Source organism: Mycobacterium asiaticum (genome assembly GCF_001673635.1).
GTDB classification, from domain to species: Bacteria; Actinomycetota; Actinomycetes; order Mycobacteriales; family Mycobacteriaceae; genus Mycobacterium; species Mycobacterium asiaticum_C.
The window spans coordinates 55,548-71,230 of the sequence record NZ_LZMH01000010.1 but is presented as its reverse complement, the minus strand read 5'-3'; the positions used below and the strand labels follow the sequence as shown (position 1 = coordinate 71,230).

The following is a 15,683-nucleotide window of genomic DNA, read 5'->3' as shown; positions in this document are numbered from 1 at the left end:
ATGGCCGACAACACCATTCAGTGGGACAAGGACGACGACGGTATCGTCACGCTGACGTTGGACGACCCGTCCGGGTCGGCGAACGTCATGAACGAGGCCTATATCGAGTCGATGGGCAAGGCCGTCGATCGTCTTGTCGCCGAGAAGGATTCGATCACCGGTGTGGTGATCACCAGCGCCAAGAAGACCTTCTTCGCCGGCGGTGACGTCAAGAGCATGATCCAGATCGGGCCGGAAAACGCTGGTGAGGCATTCGATCTGGTCGAGAACGTCAAGAAGCAGCTGCGCACCCTAGAGACTCTGGGCAAGCCGGTGGTGGCCGCCCTCAACGGCGCCGCGCTCGGTGGTGGCCTAGAGATCGCGCTGGCGTGCCATCACCGCATCGCCGCCGACGTGAAGGGGTCGCAGTTCGGCTTCCCCGAGGCGACGCTGGGCCTGCTGCCCGGCGCCGGTGGGGTCACCCGCTCGGTGCGCATGTTCGGCATCCAGAACGCGTTCGTAAACATCCTGTCGCAGGGCACCCGGTTCAAGCCGGCCAAGGCCAAGGAACTGGGCCTGATCGACGAATTGCTGCCCACCGTTGAGGAATTGGTTCCCGCCGCCAAGGCTTGGATCAAGGCCAACCCGGACGCGCACGAGCAGCCGTGGGACAAGAAGGGCTACAAGATGCCTGGCGGGACCCCGTCGTCGCCGGCTCTGGCGTCGATCCTGCCGTCGTTCCCCGCCTTGCTGCGCAAGCAGATCAAGGGCGCGCCGATGCCGGCGCCGAAGGCCATCCTGTCGGCTGCGGTGGAGGGCGCACAGGTCGACTTCGACACTGCCAGCCGCATCGAAAGCCGTTACTTCACCACGCTGGTCACCGGCCAGGTCTCGAAGAACATGATCCAGGCGTTCTTCTTCGACCTGCAGACCATCAACAACGGTGGATCGCGGCCCGAGGGCATCGAGCCGGTGAAGATCAACAAGATCGGTGTGCTCGGCGCCGGCATGATGGGCGCGGGCATCGCGTACGTCTCCGCCAAGGCGGGTTACGACGTGGTGCTCAAGGATGTTTCGATCGAAGCGGCTCAGAAGGGCAAGGGCTACTCCGAAAAGCTCGAAGCCAAAGCGCTGGAGCGGGGTCGCACCACGCAGGAGAAGAGTGACGCCCTGCTGGGGCGTATCACCCCGACGGCTGATCCGGCTGACCTCAAGGGCGTCGACTTCGTCATCGAGGCGGTGTTCGAGAACCAGGAACTCAAGCACAAGGTGTTCCAGGAGATCGAGGACGTCGTCGAGCCCAACGCGGTGCTGGGATCCAACACTTCCACCTTGCCGATCACCGGTCTGGCGACCGGGGTCAAGCGGCAGGAGGACTTCATCGGGATCCACTTCTTCTCCCCGGTCGACAAGATGCCGCTAGTGGAAATCATCAAGGGCGAGAAGACATCTGACGAGGCGCTGGCCCGGGTGTTCGACTACACCCTGGCCATCGGCAAGACCCCGATCGTGGTCAACGACAGCCGCGGTTTCTTCACCTCGCGGGTCATCGGCACCTTCGTCAACGAAGCGCTGGCGATGCTCGGCGAGGGTGTGGAACCGGCCAGCATCGAGCAGGCCGGTTCGCAGGCCGGTTACCCCGCACCGCCGCTGCAGCTGTCCGATGAGCTCAACCTGGAGCTGATGCACAAGATCGCCGTCGCTACCCGCAAGGGTGTCGAGGAGGCCGGCGGAACCTACGAGCCGCATCCGGCAGAAGCCGTGGTGGAGAAGATGATTGAGCTCGGCCGGTCAGGACGCTTGAAGGGCGCCGGCTTCTACGAATACCCCGACGGCAAGCGGTCCGGGTTGTGGCCGGGCCTGCGGGAGGCGTTCAAGTCCGGTTCGTCCGAGCCGCCGTTGCAGGACATGATCGACCGGATGCTGTTCGCCGAGGCGCTCGAGACGCAGAAGTGCCTGGACGAAGGCGTACTCACGTCGACGGCCGACGCCAATATCGGTTCCATCATGGGCATCGGTTTCCCGCCGTGGACCGGAGGTAGCGCGCAGTTCATCGTGGGCTACGAGGGACCGCTCGGCAGGGGTAAGGAAGCCTTCGTGGCCCGGGCCCAGGAGCTGGCCGAGAAGTACGGCGACCGATTCCTGCCCCCGGACTCACTCACGTAGCGAGCGCGAGCAGACGCGAAAGCCCCCATTTCGTGCCGAAATGAGGTGCGTACGCGTCTGTTCGGCGTTACGCAATAGCCCCCGAAACAGCGTGGTTTCGGGGGCTTTTGCGTTGCCTGTTGCCAATCCCCGGTTACCAAGCGGCGGCGATGCGCCGCCATTGCTCGCGCGGAAACTGTTTCGGGTCCTCGGTGAGCACCTGAACGCAGACATGGTCGGCGCCGGCTTCGTGATGCTCGGCGACCCTGCGCAGGATCGCGCCCTCGTCGCCCCATGCGATGATCGCGTCGAAGAGACGCTGGCTCACCTGCTGCACATCGTCTTCGGTGAAACCGCTGCGCAACAGGTTGTTGGCGTAGTTGGGCAAGGCCAAATAAGAACGCAGCCAGTCAGTTCCGATGCGGCGCGCTTCGTCGGCGTCATCGGTGAGGATGGCGGTCTGCTCGGGCAGCAGCAATGGGCCCTCGCCCAATGTCTCTCGGGCCGAGGCGGTGTGCTCCGTGGTGACGAGGTAGGGGTGGGCGCCGCGGGCGCGGGTCGCCGACAGTTGCAACATCTTTGGGCCCAGCGCCGCCAGCACCCGGCTCTCGGTCGGTACCGGCCGCTCGGCGGCGTCCAATCCGTCCAGAAATGACGCCGTGGCCGCGAGCGGTTTGCGGTACCGGCCGGGCTCGCGGGAGTCGATCAGCGGTGCATGGCTGACTCCGATGCCGAGCAGGAATCGATCACCGTGCCGATCGGTCAGTGCGGCGAACTCGGCCGCCACGTCCTGCGGTTCGTGCATCCAGAGGTTCAGGATGCCGGTGGCGATAACGGCACGCTTCGTCGCGCCGAGCAGGTTGCCCACGGCGTCGAGCACCGACCGCCCACCCACATCGGGAATCCACAGGGCGGTGTAACCGAGTTCGTCCAATTCGGCTGCGGCATCGGCGGCTTCGGATGCGTCGTTGTAGCGTAGCTGGCCACTCCACACGCCGATACCAGTGAGCTCCATGCAGATCTTTCCTCTCGTTCGATGCTTTGGGACCACTTTGCGAAACGCCGTCAGTCGCGCGAGTAATCCTTGAACTGCATCGAGTCGAATACCCGCACGCCCTTGGAGTTCAACCTGGTGATTGCCCGGGTGACGCCGGTGGGTAGCACCGACATCAACTGTGCCGCGCGCGTCAGAACCCACATGCCTCTTGTCGAGTCTGGAATCAGACGTTTGGCAGTGACTCGCGCGAAGGCCCGGCTACGCCGCACCGGATCGGCCAGCTGCCGCTCGTATTCGGCGAATGCACGCGTGTAATCGCCGCGGGCCTGAGCCATTTCACCGGCGAGGACGTAGGCGCCGAAGACCGACAAGCTGGTGCTGCCGCCGACGGCGGGCCCCGGGCAATATCCTGCGTCCCCGACCAGCGTCACCCGGCCACGCGACCAGGTGTCTAGTTGTAACTGGGTGATCGAGTCGAAGTAGAAAGCCGGGGTGCGGTCGACTTCGCCCAGCCAAACGCCCACTTCGGGGTGCATCCCGGCGAATCGCTGCCGCAGCAAGTCCTTCTGCCGCAGCACATCTCGATAGTGGTATTGAAGTTCGGCCTTGCTGCCGAACAGATAAACCACCCGCGCATCGTCCAGCGGTTTGGCTGTGTAGATCATCGCCATGCGCCCCGGTCCGAAATGCGCGGTCGATTCTCCGTCTTGCGCGAGGTCTTTCGGCGCCGAGTGGACGGCCAGGTAGCCACCGAGGAATCGAGTGCGACCCACGTCTGTGCCGAAGACAAGTCGTCGCACATTGGAGTGCAATCCGTCGGCACCAACGATGACATCGAAGCTCCGCCGGGCCTCATGTTGGAATGTCACCTCGCCGTCGGGAGAGATGGCGGTGATCGAGTCTCCGAACAGGTACTCGACGTGGTCCCGCCCGGCGCCGTAGTACGCCTCGCTGAGGTCGTCGCGCATGATCTCGACGTGCCGATCCGAGGCGGCCGCGACGAGCTTCGAGACGTCGACGGCGACGGGGCGCTTGGCGCCCTGGGGGTGGATGGTCAAGCGCGATGTGCCCGTGGCCAACGTCTCGATCTGGGGGAGCACGCCCATCTTCTCCGAGATTTCCATCGCCGGCCGAAACAGGTCGACCGCGTGGCCGCCGGTCTTGCGCAGTGTCGGCGCGCGCTCCACGACGGTGACCTCGAAGCCGTACCGGTTGAGCCAGTAGGCGAGCACTGGCCCGGAGATGCTGGCCCCGGAGATCAGAACGCGCACTGCGACCCCTTACTTCGCGTCTGTCAAGGATAGGTGTTGGCCGGTGCGTCGTTGCCCGGCTGCCCGGCTCCTCAGCGGCCCGTACCGGCCCGCATCGTCGCCGGGCTAAAGTCACCGCATGCGCTTTGGTCTCTTCATCCCGCAAGGCTGGCGAATGGACCTCGTCGGCATCGAACCCGAGCGGCACTGGGCGGTGATGCGCGATCTGGCCACGTACGCCGATGGCGGCGCCTGGGATTCCCTCTGGGTCTACGACCACTTCCACACCGTGCCGCTGCCGAGCGACGAAGCGACGCACGAGGCGTGGTCGTTGATGGCGGCCTATGCCGCCGTCACCTCGCGGATCAAGCTGGGCCAGATGTGCACCGCCATGAGCTACCGCAACCCGGTCTATCTGGCCAAGGTCGCGGCCACCACCGACATCATCTCCGGCGGCCGCGTGCAGATGGGCATCGGCGGCGGCTGGTACGAACACGAATGGCGGGCCTACGGCTACGGATTCCCGTCCGCAGGTGTGCGGCTGGCCCGGCTCGACGAAGGCGTACAGATCATGCGGGACGCCTGGCGCGACGGCAAAGTCAGCTTCGACGGCAAGCACTACCAGGTCGATGGCGCGATCGTGTCCCCGAAGCCGTTGCAAGAAAACGGCATTCCGCTGTGGATCGCCGGTGGCGGCGAGAAGGTCACGTTGCGGATCGCCGCGCAGTACGCGCAGTGCACCAACTTCACCCCTGAACCCGAGGCATTCGCCCACAAATCCGAAGTGCTTGCCGAGCACTGCCGCAACGTCGGCACCGACTTCGACGCCATCGTGCGGTCAGCCAACTTCACCGCCATCGTGGGTACGTCGGAAGCGGAGGTCAAGGACCGGCAGCAGCGGGTGCGCGACCGGATGTCCGGTTATGTGCCCGAGGCTGTGGCGGAATCCATGGTCGCGGGTATCCCGGACTCGGCGACAGGCACTCCGGAGCAGGTCATCCAACGGCTGACCAAGATCCGCGAGCTTGGCTGCGAATACGCGATCTGCTACTTCCCCGAGGCCGCCTACGACCGCTCCGGTATCGAGTTGTTTGAACGGGAAGTGATTCCCGCACTGAGTTAATCGCCGGTGCGCGTGAACACTTCGCTGAAGTCGATATCCACCGCACACGACCCCGTCTGCGTCCAGTGCCCGTTCCCGTTAAGAGTCGGTACCGGGTCCTGCACCGGTTGCGGCAGCGGAAACTGGGCGTTGGCTTTGAGCGTGGCGGGACTGCCGTCCGGGCACTTGCCGCTGTTCGTGTCGACCCATGTCCACATACCAGCGGCGAAAATCAGTGGCACGTCGCCGGTTTTGACGTGGAAGTAGCTCATGCATCGATCGCCGGTGCGCAGACAATTCGTGATGATCTCGGAGCTGCCCATCTGCTGGGGGTCGCCGCCGACGAATTTCCGCGTCAGCTGGTAATGACCCCGCAGTCCCTCCGCCACCGATATCACCCGCGGTGGCAGGGTGGCCGGATCAGGGAGACCGGGGGCGACGTCGCCCGTCCGGGTGAATGTCACGGTCCGCTTTTCCTGGCAGTTGTTGCGGGCGGTGCGCGTTTGCTCGCCGCTCAGCGTGCCGTCCGGACGGGCTTGCAGCCGGAACACCTCCCAGATCTCCCCGGTGCTGTTCCTGCACGGACTCGCCGAAAGCGCCACTGCCAGCCAGATTCCGCCGACCTGGTCGAACACCATGGTCGAGGCGAAGTGCGGTTCACCCTTCAGTCGCGATGCCGTCGCCACGCACCCAGTCCCTCCGCACACCGACCGCACGGCGTAGGTGCCGGTAGACGGCTCGGCATCGGGAGCCTGGTTGCCGTCTAGATCGGTGAGGGGCCCGAAGTCGGCGCGATAGGTACCGGTGAACGGACCCGCCGGCGCGGCCGACGATTTGGACGGCCCGGGGGTGGCCGGTTGGGGCGCGGCGGGGCTGGTGGGCTGGCGCGAGGATTGGGTGAGTTTGACGCCGGCGAATACCGCGCCGACCAGCAGCAACGCTACGGCGACGAGTGCGCCGATCAGAACCGCGGGCCGCTGAGCCCAGCCCCTCCGGGGCTCGTGGGTCGGCTCCGGCAGGGGGATTGAGGGCTGAGTGTGCTGGGCGTGCAACGCAATTGGAGTGTCGTACTGATATGGGGTGAGGTGCTTGCTCAGTGCCAACGCGAACTCGCCGCAGTTCGCGAACCGGTCGGACGGTTCCTTTGCCAATGCTCTGGCAAACACGGGGTTCAGTCCGGCGAGTTCGGGGCGACGGTCGCCGATCGAGGGCGGCGGGGTGCCGATGTGCTGGGTGATCACCACTGTGGGATTGGTGTGGTCGAATGGCGGAGCGCCGGTCAGCAGGTGAAAAGCGGTGCAGGCCAACGCGTATTGGTCAGCGCGCCCATCGATCGGCCCGCCCTTGAGTTGCTCGGGAGCGGCGTAGGCAACCGTGCCCACGGCCACATCGGCTGCAGTGATACCCGTCCCGTCGTCCATGCGTCGCGCGATGCCGAAATCGGCCAGATAGATGCGTCGGTCCTGCCCGCCGTCTGGATGGGTGAGCAGGATGTTGGCAGGTTTGACGTCGCGGTGCAGCAGGCCACGGTGATGGGCGTAATCCAGCGCCGAGGCGACGGCGCTGATGGTCGAAACCACTTCGTCGACGGGCATGCCGCCCTGATAACGCTCGGCCAGCAGATTGGCGACGTCGGTGCCGGCCACGTAGTCCATCGAAATCCACAGCAGGCTGTCATTCTCACCGCGGTCGTAGATGCGCACGATATGCGGGTGGGAAAGGCCCGCCGCCAGGTCGGCTTCGCGGGCGAACCGGGCCCGGTATTCGGGATCGTCGGTGAACTCCGCGGGCAGCACCTTCAGTGCGTCGTCACGCGGCAGCCGTGGGTGCGTCGCCAAATACACCCGGCCCATGCCGCCGGCACCCAGTATCCGCAGGATCGTGTATCCGGCGAACACCTGGCCAACCTTGAGGGACATGGCCAAATCGTAATTGCTCTCAATAGGGCAGGACCCTATGTACGTCACGGACCCGCAATCAGGAGCGAGAATGCAATTTCCGCTTTTCTGGAACGCTGTTGTACCGTTTGGTGAGTCGCACTTTTCTCGTGCCCGATGGAGGACCTCGATGCAGAAGGTACTTGCCCCCGATATCTCGACCTGGCCGGACGAGAACCCGCAGCTCATCGGTAGTCGCTGCGGCAGTTGTGGGGCCACGACGTTCCCGGTACAGCAGTGGTGTCCGCGCTGCAGCCTCGGAGAGATGAGTGAGGTGCTATTGCCGCGGCGCGGCAGTCTGGTGGCATGGACAACCCAGGGATTTCCGCCGGGCGCCCCCTATGCCGGCCCGACGGGCAAGGCCTTCGTCCCGTTCGGGGTCGGCCTGGTCCAGCTGGGTGACATCATCCGCGTCGAAGGCCGCCTTACCGAGAACGACCCGGCCAAGCTGCAATTCGGCCAACAGGTGGACCTGACGTTCATCCCGCTGACCACCGACGAAGAAGGCAACGAGATCTTGACCTTCGCCTTCGAACCGGTCTCCGAGGGGGCGTGAGATGACCAATGATGTGGCGATCATCGGCGTCGGACTGCACCCGTTCGGTCGGTTCGAAAAGACCGCGATGCAAATGGGCGCAGAGGCGATCCAGGCCGCGCTGACCGACGCCGGAGTCCAGTGGAAGGACATCCAGTTCGGCTTCGGCGGCAGCCACGAGGTGTCCAACCCCGACGCCGTGACCCGCCTGGTCGGGTTGACGGGCATCACGTTCACCAACGTGTTCAATGCCTGTGCCACCGCCGCCAGCGCCATCCAGCAGACGGCGGACACGATCCGGCTGGGCAAGTACGATCTCGGCATTGCGATCGGTCTGGACAAGCACCCGCGCGGTGCGTTCACCGACGACCCCGCCAAGTTGGCGCTGCCGCAGTGGTATGCCGAGAACGGCCAGTTCGTCACGACCAAGTTCTTCGGCATGAAGGCCAACAAGTATCTGCACGACCACAACATCTCCCAGGCCACCCTGGCCAAGGTGGCGGCCAAGAACTTCCGCAATGGTGCGCTGAACCCGAATGCCTTCCGGCGCAAAGCGATTTCCGAGGAAGAGATCCTAAACTCAGCCGTGCTGAACTATCCCCTGACGCAGTACATGTTCTGTGCGCCCGACGAAGGGGCCGCGGCGGTCGTCATGTGCCGGGCCGACATGGCGCACAAGTTCACCGACAAGCCGGTGTACGTGCGTGCCTGCGAGATCCGCACCCGCCGTTACGGCGCCTACGAAGTGCATGCCACCTTCGCCCCACTGGACGAGGACGTCTCGCCGACCGTCTATGCCGCGAAGGCGGCCTACGAGGCGGCGGGCATCGGGCCAGAGGACGTCGATGTCGCGCAGTTGCAGGACACCGACGCCGGCAACGAGGTGATCCACATGGCCGAGACTGGCCTGTGTGCCGACGGTGAGCAGGAAAAGCTGCTTGCCGACGGCGCCACTGAGATTCACGGCTCGCTGCCGGTCAACACCGACGGTGGTTTGATCGCCAATGGCGAGCCGATCGGCGCCTCCGGATTGCGGCAGATGCATGAGCTGGTGCGGCAACTGCGGGGCGAGGCCGGCGAACGTCAGGTGCCGGGCAACCCACGGGTCGGCTTGGCGCAGGTCTACGGTGCACCTGGCACCGCGTCGGCGACGATCTTGTCCCTCTAGTTCCTGCTCGCCACAATCAGATGGCCGGGCCCAGTAGGTCGTCGGCGTCGCGGATGATGTAACCGTAGCCTTGTTCGGCGAGGAAGCGCTGGCGGTGCGCGGCGTATTCGGCGTCGAGGCTGTCGCGCGCCACCACCGAATAGAAGATGGCGCCGCCACCGTCGGCTTTGGGCCGCAATAGCCGGCCCAACCGCTGGGCCTCCTCCTGCCGGGAGCCGAAGGTTCCTGAAACCTGAACTGCTACAGAGGCTTCCGGAAGGTCAATGGAGAAGTTGGCCACCTTCGAGACCACCAGGGTGGAGATCTCACCCCGACGGAAGGCATCGAACAGCGCTTCGCGTTCCTTGGTCTTGGTGGCGCCCTGAATCACCGGCGCGTCCAGCTCGGCGCCGAGCTCGTCGAGCTGGTCGAGGTACGCGCCGATCACCAACGTCTGTTCACCCGGGTGATTCTTCAGAATCGATTTGACCACAGCGATTTTGGTGTGCACGGTCGAGCACAGCCGGTAGCGTTCCTCCGGCTCGGCGGTGGCGTACATCATCCGCTCGTTGTCGGTCATCGTGACGCGTACTTCCACACACTCGGCCGGGGCGATCCAGCCCTGCGCCTCGATGTCCTTCCACGGCGCGTCATAGCGTTTCGGTCCGATCAACGAAAAGACGTCGCCCTCGCGGCCGTCTTCGCGGATCAGCGTGGCGGTCAGCCCAAGTCGCCGTTTGGATTGCAGGTCGGCGGTCATCCGGAACACCGGCGCCGGCAACAGGTGAACCTCGTCGTAGATGATCAGGCCCCAGTCGCGGCTGTCGAAGAGCTCCAGGTGGCGGTATTCGCCCTTGGTGCGCCGAGTGACCATCTGGTACGTCGAGATGGTGACGGGTCGAATCTCCTTGCGCTCTCCGGAGTATTCGCCGATCTCGTCCTCGGTCAGCGAAGTACGCGCCACCAGTTCACGCTTCCACTGCCGCGCGGCGACGATGTTGGTGACCAGGATCAGCGTGGTGGCTTGAGCTTTGGCCATCGCGGCCGCGCCGACCAGCGTCTTGCCGGCGCCGCAGGGGAGCACCACCACGCCCGAACCACCCGCCCAGAACGACTCGGTGGCCAGCTGCTGGTAGTCGCGTAGTTCCCAGCCGTCGGGCTGCAGACTGATCGGGTGCGCCTCGCCGTCCACGTAGCCGGCGAGGTCCTCAGCGGGCCAACTGATTTTGAGCAGCATCTGCTTGACCCGGCCCCGCTCGCTGGGATGGACCACGACGGTGTCGTCGTCAATGCGGGCACCCAGCATCGGAGCGATCTTCTTGTTGCGCAGCACTTCCTCGAGCACCGCGCGGTCCAGGCTCACCAATGTCAGCCCGTGCGCGGGATGCTTGACCAATTGCAGGCGGCCGTAACGGGCCATGGTGTCGACGATGTCGACCAGCAACGGCTGCGGGACAGCGTAGCGGGAGAAGCTGACCAGCGCGTCCACAACCTGTTCGGCGTCGTGGCCCGCGGCGCGCGCATTCCACAGCGCCAGCGGCGTGATGCGGTAGGTGTGGACATGCTCGGGCGCGCGCTCCAGCTCGGCGAACGGCGCGATGGCGGCGCGCGCGGCACCGGCCAGTTCATGGTCCACCTCGAGCAGCACGGTCTTGTCCGACTGCACGATCAACGGCCCGTCAGGCACCTGCAACTCCTCTCCACTAGTCCTCGGCCGCCATTACCGACGTGATGCGGTGGATCGCGAAATCACGCATCCGCCCCGAAGCCGAATCAAACGCCACCAGCTGACCGCCCTTGACGACGACTGGAGCCACCACCCGCTGGGTGGCCACCCCCGCGGCGTCCAGATATCCGATCAGCACCGTCTCCTGGTCCTGGGCGGCTCGCTGCAGCAACGACATTGCAACCGCCGGGTCCACGCGGTTATTCCCGAACGGCGCCGCGGTCACCTTGCGCAACACCGCGACCACGGCGTGCAGCGTCTCGGCGCTGGGCCGCTGCGCGGGCCGGTACGGCCGGCGTTGCTGAGGCACGGGCACCCGGGCGCCGCGGCTGCGCATGTCCACGATCGCTCCGGTGGAATCCTCGGCGGCGGGCGCGAACCCCGCCGAACGCAACGCCACCAATACATCGGCGATCGGGGCCGGCGAGACCGCCACGGTCGGCGCCAGCGCCCGCAAATGCAGCCCTTCGGCCGCCGGTGCCGCTATCGCCTGAGCCAGCAGCGCCGGATCCTCACAGCGCACAAACGATGCGGCCATGCCGATGCGCAGCTGGCCGTGGCGGCGGGCCACGTCGTCAATCAGGTAGGTGAGTCCTTGCGGCACTGGAGTTTTCGAGTGATGGGCAAAGAACGCGTGCATCCAATCGCGGGTCTTGCCGATGTCGAGTGCATGCCGGATCGACTGCTCGCTGACCCGGTAAACCATTGCCGCGCCGGCGGATTCGACGGTGGCGACGGCTGCCAATTCATCGGCGAGGTCACGCTCCAGCGGCCCCGGCACCACAACGGTGAGGTCGGCTTGGACCAGGAAGTGGTCGATCGGTTCGGGCAACGCACGCGTCATCGCGTCGACGACGGCACCGGGATTGGCGTCGTCTGCGAGCAGGGCGCGACCGGGCGTGCTGATCGCTCCGCGCCCCACCAGGCCCAGCGCGTGGCTTTCGGCGAGCAGATCGGCCATCGGGTCGGGCTGCAGCCGACGGGCCCAGCGCGGGCGGCGCCAGATCAAAGCTGCCGACGCGCTGTTCGCGTCGACCCCGGCGCCCGGCGGCAGTGCGGCCAGCATGCCCAGCAACAGCCGCCGGTCCAACGGTGCGGCGGTGGAGAACAGCGAATCCGACAGGGCGCCATACGGTTTGGCGTCGGGGCCTCTGCTTCCGATCAGCGCGGGCCGGCCCGGCAGCTCCAGCCAGGTGCTGGCCAGCAGGTACCAGCGGTCGGCGGCGCCGAGCGTGGTGAACCGGTCGGCCGTGGTCGTCGGCGCCCAGTACGGCCCGTCACCGTGCGAGGGTTCGGGGTCCGGGAGGCCGCTGGCGATCAGTCCCGCCGCGGCCGAGAGTTCCAGCACCAGCCCGAGGCGTGGCTCGTCGATTCCGGTCGTCTTCGCGAGTCGTTTGAGATCGCGAACCCCCAAGCCGCCGCTGCGCAGCTCGGCAACCGGTGCGGTACCCAGGTTTTCGAGCAGCACGTCGACCTCGCGCAGCAGATCGATGACCGCTCCGGCGGCCGCCGCGTCGACGTCGGCGACTTTGGTTTTCGAGACGGTCGGGTCTGGCTGGGTGAGCCGCATCGGGCCCGGACTCTCACCGCGCAACACCTGCGCCACGTGGCGCGGCAGGATCACCGTCTCGGCATCGATGCGTCGCAGCAGGCCCGTCGCCAGCAACCGGGGTACCGGCCGGTCCGGCGGAGCCCCAGGCGCCGCATCGCGGGTGCGTCCCATCGGCGACCCTTCGAGCAGCTTCTCGAGGACCTCGCGTTGCGCATCGTCGACCGATGCGATCAGGGCGGCGATCTCATCCCCGGTATGGGTGCGGTCCTCGAGCGTGACCTGGCCGGGGTGCCACGGCAGGGCCGTACCCGCGTCGGCGGCCACGCGCACGGTGTTCTCGCCCCACGCCAGCGCACGGTCCCGAAGGTCGTCCAGCGCCGCGGCCACGTCGTCTTCGGCTGCGTGATCCCCGAGCAACGTCAGCAACTTCGAGACCGGCACCGGTTCGGCGTCGGCCTGCAGAACCAGTAGCGCGTCGAGCACAGCCAGCCGCAGGAAATCGAGATCGTCGGTGGCAGCCTTGACCGACTGACGCGCCTGAGCGCGCGCGGCCAGCGCCGCGATGCTGCCGGGCGGCGGCTGAGCGAGGTCCGGTCGCAGCTCCAGCAGCAGGATCAGCCGCTCGTCGGGCAAGTCGGCCAGCCAGGACCCCAGCGGAATATCCGGGGAATGTTCGGTCATTGCTGATCAAGCCTAGGCGCGAGGGGCAGCCTTCCGCCGCAGACGGTGCGACGACCTGTCAGAATGGAGCGCGTGGCTGACAGAGGCAAAGCAAAGTACGTGGACAACGGCTGGCCGACCACCGACCCGGACGACCACGCGGTGAGCGAACTCGTCACAGACCGCACCGGTGCGCTCTCACCCTTTGGTGAAGTGGTGTTCCCGGTGCCCGTCGACGAGCTGCCCTATGTCCATCCGGTGACCGACGCGACCTGGTAGGTCATCGGCATGTCCGGGGCGGCGGGGCCGTCTGAAGCCCCGGTGAACGCGCTGTCTCACCTCGACGAGCGAGGGGCAGCGCACATGGTCGACGTCACCGAAAAGGGAACGACGCGACGTACCGCCGTGGCGGCCGGGGTCTTGCGCACCTCTGCGGAGGTGGTGGGCCTGATCTCCAGTGGTGGTCTGCCCAAGGGCGATGCGCTGGCCACCGCCCGGGTAGCGGGCATTCTGGCCGCCAAGCGCACCAGTGACCTGATCCCCTTGTGCCATCAGCTGGCCCTCACCGGTGTAGATGTAGATTTCACCGTCGGCAAAGCGGAGATCGACATCACTGCTATGGTGCGCAGCACCGACCGAACGGGGGTGGAGATGGAGGCGTTGACCGCGGTGAGTGTGGCGGCCCTGACCCTGTACGACATGATCAAGGCGGTCGACCCGGCCGCGCGTATCGACGAAATCCGGGTGCTCCGCAAAGAAGGCGGCCGCAGCGGAAGCTGGGCGCGGCCGTGAGCCGCACCGCGCGGGTCATCATCGCCAGCACCCGAGCCGCCAGTGGTACCTACGCCGACGAAACCGGGCCGATCATCGCGGCATGGCTGGAGCAGCAGGGATTTCTGCCCGTTCAGCCTCAGGTGGTCGCCGACGGCAACCCGGTCGGCGAGGCGTTGAACGACGCCCTCGACGACGGTGTCGAGTTGGTGATCACCTCCGGCGGCACCGGCATCTCGCCCACCGACAGCACCCCGGAACAGACTGTGGCCGTGCTGGATTTCGTCATTCCCGGGCTGGCCGATGCCATCCGGCGCGCGGGCGAGTCGAAGGTGCCGACGTCCGCGTTGTCGCGCGGGGTGTGCGGGGTGGCGGGCCAAACGTTGATCATCAACCTGCCGGGTTCACCCGGCGGCGTTCGGGACGGCCTCGGGGTGCTCGCCGAGGTGCTCCACCACGCGCTGGATCAGCTCGCCGGCAAAGATCACCGACGATGACGCTGGTCCTGCGCGCCGCAGTGACCGAGCAGCCGATCTCGCTCGCCGAACATGAGGCCCTGGTCGGCCACCAGTCCGCGGGTGCCGTCGTCGGCTTCGTCGGCATGATCCGCGACCACGACGACGGACGGCAGGTGGTGCGGCTCGAGTACTCCGCGCACCCGTCGGCTCAGCAAGTGTTCGCCGAGGTGGTCGCCGACGTTGCCGAGCGTGCCAGCGGTGTGCGCGCGGTCGCGGCCAGCCACCGTATCGGGGTGCTGCACATCGGGGAGGCCGCGTTGGTGGCCGCGGTCGCCGCAGACCATCGAAAGGCGGCCTTCAGCACCTGCGCGGAGCTGGTGGACACCATCAAGGAACGACTACCGGTGTGGAAGCACCAGTTCTTCGATGACGGCGGCGAGGAGTGGGTGGGTTCGGCCTGAACCGGCTGGGCTCAGGCCGCCACCTCAGCTGATCGGGCCCGCGGCGAACGCGTCGAGCGCGTCGTTCCCGGCAACGCCCTGGTCAACGATCGCCTGCCACAGCTGCTGGGTGTAGCCGACGGTCGAGACCTCGTGGATCGTGACGGGCGCCGGGGCCTCGGCGGGCGCCGGCGGCACCTCGGCGGGCTGGAAGCCGGCCTCGATGACCGGGGGAGCGACCTCCGGGGCGGGGGGCACGTCGCCGGGCGCCGGTGCGAATTCCTCGGGGGCCGGCGGCAGCTCGGCAGGCGCCGGCGGAAGCTCCTCGGCGGGCGCGGGCGGCAGCTCGGCGGGAGCCGGCGCGAGTTCGGCGGGCGCGGGCGGGAGTTCGGCAGGCGCTGGCGGCAGTTCGGCCGGGGCCGGTGCCAGTTCGACCGACGCGGGGGTCACCTGGACGGGAGCGGGCAGGTCGTTGCCGGCCAGCTGCACCTCGGGGGCGGGCGCCTCTGCGGGCGGGGGCACGTCTCCCGGCGGAGGGGCTAGTTCGCCGTTCAGGCCAGGGGCGTCCAGCGGCTGGTCGAGGCCGGCCGGCTGGGGAAGCACGTTGCGGGGCGATGGAGCCGACAGGCCGGTGCCACACACCGGCCAGGCGCCGCGGCCCTGGCTGGCCAGCACGCGCTCGGCGATGGCGATCTGCTGGTCCTTGGTGGCCAGCTGAGCCGACGGTGCGAACTCACTGCCGCCGTGCGAGGCCCAGGTGCCGGCCGCGAACTGGACGCCGCCGTAGAAGCCGTTACCGGTGTTGATCGACCAGTTGCCGCCGGACTCGCAAGCAGCGACCCGATCCCATTCCTGGTCGGTCGCGGCTGCTGCCTGGGCGGCCATGGCGATGCTGCCGCCGCCCAGCACGGCGCCGGTGAAGGCGACTTTGGCGACGCTGACGCTAGAGGTAGTGGGCTTACGGTGCCGTCCACTCATACGCTC

At 66.8% G+C, this 15,683-nt stretch carries 14 protein-coding genes; 8 read left to right on the top strand and 6 right to left on the bottom strand.

Annotated features, from left to right (window positions below):
• Positions 1–2,145 carry a 3-hydroxyacyl-CoA dehydrogenase NAD-binding domain-containing protein gene (locus A5645_RS02950; protein ID WP_065128425.1) on the top strand — a complete coding sequence of 715 codons (2,145 nt, stop codon included), beginning with the start codon at positions 1–3 and terminating at the stop codon, positions 2,143–2,145.
• A gap of 133 nt (positions 2,146–2,278) precedes the next feature.
• Here A5645_RS02950 and A5645_RS02945 read toward each other — a convergent pair whose 3' ends face one another.
• Together A5645_RS02945 and A5645_RS02940 are read right to left on the bottom strand one after the other, a co-directional pair.
• Positions 2,279–3,139 (bottom strand): LLM class F420-dependent oxidoreductase, encoded by an 861-nt coding sequence (locus A5645_RS02945; RefSeq protein WP_065128424.1) that lies wholly within the window; start codon positions 3,137–3,139, stop codon positions 2,279–2,281.
• A 50-nt stretch (positions 3,140–3,189) separates the two neighbouring features.
• The gene (locus A5645_RS02940) at positions 3,190–4,392 is read right to left on the bottom strand and encodes an FAD-dependent monooxygenase (RefSeq protein WP_065128423.1); all 1,203 of its coding nucleotides are present in this window, start codon (positions 4,390–4,392) and stop codon (positions 3,190–3,192) included.
• A gap of 118 nt (positions 4,393–4,510) precedes the next feature.
• On the opposite strand from A5645_RS02940, the gene A5645_RS02935 reads away from it, so the two are divergent.
• Positions 4,511–5,494, top strand: a complete 984-nt coding sequence (locus A5645_RS02935; RefSeq protein WP_065128422.1) for an LLM class F420-dependent oxidoreductase — start codon at positions 4,511–4,513, stop codon at positions 5,492–5,494.
• Here A5645_RS02935 and A5645_RS29015 read toward each other — a convergent pair.
• A complete protein-coding gene (locus A5645_RS29015; protein WP_065128421.1) occupies positions 5,491–7,392 on the bottom strand; it encodes a serine/threonine-protein kinase in 1,902 nt (633 codons plus the stop codon). The genes A5645_RS02935 and A5645_RS29015 overlap by 4 nt on opposite strands.
• 148 nt (positions 7,393–7,540) lie before the next feature.
• On the opposite strand from A5645_RS29015, the gene A5645_RS02925 reads away from it, so the two are divergent.
• Together A5645_RS02925 and A5645_RS02920 are read left to right on the top strand one after the other, a co-directional pair.
• A complete protein-coding gene (locus A5645_RS02925) occupies positions 7,541–7,966 on the top strand; it encodes a Zn-ribbon domain-containing OB-fold protein (protein ID WP_065037432.1) in 426 nt (141 codons plus the stop codon).
• Between the two features lies 1 nt (position 7,967).
• Complete coding sequence (locus A5645_RS02920) at positions 7,968–9,113, top strand: thiolase family protein (RefSeq protein ID WP_065128420.1); 1,146 nt, start codon at positions 7,968–7,970, stop codon at positions 9,111–9,113.
• A gap of 16 nt (positions 9,114–9,129) precedes the next feature.
• Here the strand turns inward: A5645_RS02920 and A5645_RS02915 are convergent, their stop codons facing one another.
• Positions 9,130–10,779, bottom strand: coding sequence for a DNA repair helicase XPB (locus A5645_RS02915; RefSeq protein ID WP_065128460.1), 1,650 nt, complete (start codon positions 10,777–10,779; stop codon positions 9,130–9,132).
• Positions 10,780–10,795: 16 nt separating this feature from the next.
• A complete protein-coding gene (locus A5645_RS02910; protein WP_065128419.1) occupies positions 10,796–13,051 on the bottom strand; it encodes a helicase-associated domain-containing protein in 2,256 nt (751 codons plus the stop codon).
• 63 nt (positions 13,052–13,114) lie between these two features.
• Here A5645_RS02910 and A5645_RS02905 point away from each other — a divergent pair, with 63 nt between their 5' ends.
• Genes A5645_RS02905 through A5645_RS02890 form a run of 4 tightly spaced genes read left to right on the top strand, consistent with a single transcriptional unit; the run spans position 13,115 to position 14,720 of the window.
• Positions 13,115–13,309 carry a hypothetical protein gene (locus A5645_RS02905; RefSeq protein WP_065037435.1) on the top strand — a complete coding sequence of 65 codons (195 nt, stop codon included), beginning with the start codon at positions 13,115–13,117 and terminating at the stop codon, positions 13,307–13,309.
• Between the two features lie 9 nt (positions 13,310–13,318).
• A complete protein-coding gene (gene moaC, locus A5645_RS02900) occupies positions 13,319–13,822 on the top strand; it encodes a cyclic pyranopterin monophosphate synthase MoaC (protein ID WP_065128418.1) in 504 nt (167 codons plus the stop codon).
• On the top strand, positions 13,807–14,298 hold the full coding sequence (locus A5645_RS02895; protein ID WP_065128459.1) for a MogA/MoaB family molybdenum cofactor biosynthesis protein: 492 nt from the start codon (positions 13,807–13,809) through the stop codon (positions 14,296–14,298). The genes moaC and A5645_RS02895 overlap by 16 nt, the downstream gene beginning before the upstream one ends.
• Complete coding sequence (locus tag A5645_RS02890; protein WP_065128417.1) at positions 14,295–14,720, top strand: molybdenum cofactor biosynthesis protein MoaE; 426 nt, start codon at positions 14,295–14,297, stop codon at positions 14,718–14,720. Before A5645_RS02895 ends, A5645_RS02890 begins: the two co-directional genes overlap by 4 nt.
• A gap of 24 nt (positions 14,721–14,744) precedes the next feature.
• On the opposite strand, the gene A5645_RS02885 is transcribed toward A5645_RS02890, so the two are convergent.
• On the bottom strand, positions 14,745–15,677 hold the full coding sequence (locus tag A5645_RS02885; protein WP_065128416.1) for a transglycosylase family protein: 933 nt from the start codon (positions 15,675–15,677) through the stop codon (positions 14,745–14,747).
• Positions 15,678–15,683 lie beyond the last annotated feature (6 nt).

Bases quoted from the DNA above. Each gene is read 5' to 3' on its own strand.
- A5645_RS02950 (WP_065128425.1), top strand. From the start codon at position 1: ATGGCCGACAACACCATTCAGTGGGACAAGGACGACGACGGTATCGTC.
- A5645_RS02945 (WP_065128424.1), bottom strand. From the start codon at position 3,139: ATGGAGCTCACTGGTATCGGCGTGTGGAGTGGCCAGCTACGCTACAAC.
- A5645_RS02935 (WP_065128422.1), top strand. From the start codon at position 4,511: ATGCGCTTTGGTCTCTTCATCCCGCAAGGCTGGCGAATGGACCTCGTC.
- A5645_RS29015 (WP_065128421.1), bottom strand. From the start codon at position 7,392: ATGTCCCTCAAGGTTGGCCAGGTGTTCGCCGGATACACGATCCTGCGG.
- A5645_RS02925 (WP_065037432.1), top strand. From the start codon at position 7,541: ATGCAGAAGGTACTTGCCCCCGATATCTCGACCTGGCCGGACGAGAAC.
- A5645_RS02920 (WP_065128420.1), top strand. From the start codon at position 7,968: ATGACCAATGATGTGGCGATCATCGGCGTCGGACTGCACCCGTTCGGT.
- A5645_RS02910 (WP_065128419.1), bottom strand. From the start codon at position 13,051: ATGACCGAACATTCCCCGGATATTCCGCTGGGGTCCTGGCTGGCCGAC.
- A5645_RS02905 (WP_065037435.1), top strand. From the start codon at position 13,115: ATGGAGCGCGTGGCTGACAGAGGCAAAGCAAAGTACGTGGACAACGGC.
- moaC (WP_065128418.1), top strand. From the start codon at position 13,319: ATGTCCGGGGCGGCGGGGCCGTCTGAAGCCCCGGTGAACGCGCTGTCT.
- A5645_RS02890 (WP_065128417.1), top strand. From the start codon at position 14,295: ATGACGCTGGTCCTGCGCGCCGCAGTGACCGAGCAGCCGATCTCGCTC.
- A5645_RS02885 (WP_065128416.1), bottom strand. From the start codon at position 15,677: ATGAGTGGACGGCACCGTAAGCCCACTACCTCTAGCGTCAGCGTCGCC.